This is a genomic window from Streptomyces sp. NPDC059895, assembly GCF_042731035.1.
In the GTDB taxonomy this organism is placed as follows: domain Bacteria; phylum Actinomycetota; class Actinomycetes; order Streptomycetales; family Streptomycetaceae; genus Streptomyces.
In genome coordinates, this window is record NZ_JBHWKO010000112.1 from 1,947 (window position 1) to 3,314 (window position 1,368).

General features: G+C 57.4%; 1 rRNA gene (cut by a window edge). It reads right to left on the reverse strand.

The features are described 5' to 3' along the window. Positions 1-1,277 (reverse strand): 23S ribosomal RNA (locus ACFV9M_RS41700) (it extends 1,924 nt beyond the left edge of the window). Positions 1,278-1,368 lie beyond the last annotated feature (91 nt).

Below are 1,368 nucleotides of genomic sequence, written 5' to 3' on the forward strand. Positions count from 1 at the left end.
GTACTGCAATGACACGACTTCGGCGGTACGCTTGAGCCCCGCTACATTGTCGGCGCGGAATCACTAGACCAGTGAGCTATTACGCACTCTTTCAAGGGTGGCTGCTTCTAAGCCAACCTCCTGGTTGTCTGTGCGACTCCACATCCTTTCCCACTTAGCGTACGCTTAGGGGCCTTAGTCGATGCTCTGGGCTGTTTCCCTCTCGACCATGGAGCTTATCCCCCACAGTCTCACTGCCGCGCTCTCACTTACCGGCATTCGGAGTTTGGCTAAGGTCAGTAACCCGGTAGGGCCCATCGCCTATCCAGTGCTCTACCTCCGGCAAGAAACACACGACGCTGCACCTAAATGCATTTCGGGGAGAACCAGCTATCACGGAGTTTGATTGGCCTTTCACCCCTAACCACAGGTCATCCCCCAGGTTTTCAACCCTGGTGGGTTCGGTCCTCCACGAAGTCTTACCTCCGCTTCAACCTGCCCATGGCTAGATCACTCCGCTTCGGGTCTTGAGCGTGCTACTGAAACGCCCTATTCGGACTCGCTTTCGCTACGGCTACCCCACCCGGGTTAACCTCGCAACACACCGCAAACTCGCAGGCTCATTCTTCAAAAGGCACGCAGTCACGAGATGGAAGCAAGCTCCCATCCGACGCTCCCACGGCTTGTAGGCACACGGTTTCAGGTACTATTTCACTCCCCTCCCGGGGTACTTTTCACCATTCCCTCACGGTACTATCCGCTATCGGTCACCAGGGAATATTTAGGCTTAGCGGGTGGTCCCGCCAGATTCACACGGGATTTCTCGGGCCCCGTGCTACTTGGGTGTCTCTCAAACGAGCCGCTGACGTTTCGACTACGGGGGTCTTACCCTCTACGCCGGACCTTTCGCATGTCCTTCGTCTACATCAACGGTTTCTGACTCGCCCTGCCGCCGGCAGACGACAGAAGAGAGATCCCACAACCCCGCTCACGCAACCCCTGCCGGGTCTCACACGTAAACGGTTTAGCCTCATCCAGTTTCGCTCGCCACTACTCCCGGAATCACGGTTGTTTTCTCTTCCTGCGGGTACTGAGATGTTTCACTTCCCCGCGTTCCCTCCACACTGCCTATGTGTTCAGCAGCGGGTGACAGCCCATGACGACTGCCGGGTTTCCCCATTCGGAAACCCCCGGATCAAAGCCTGGTTGACGACTCCCCGGGGACTATCGTGGCCTCCCACGTCCTTCATCGGTTCCTGGTGCCAAGGCATCCACCGTGCGCCCTTAAAAACTTGGCCACAGATGCTCGCGTCCACTGTGCAGTTCTCAAACAACGACCAGCCACCCGTCACACACCAGAACACTCTGATGCTTCACCGGGGCCGGCAG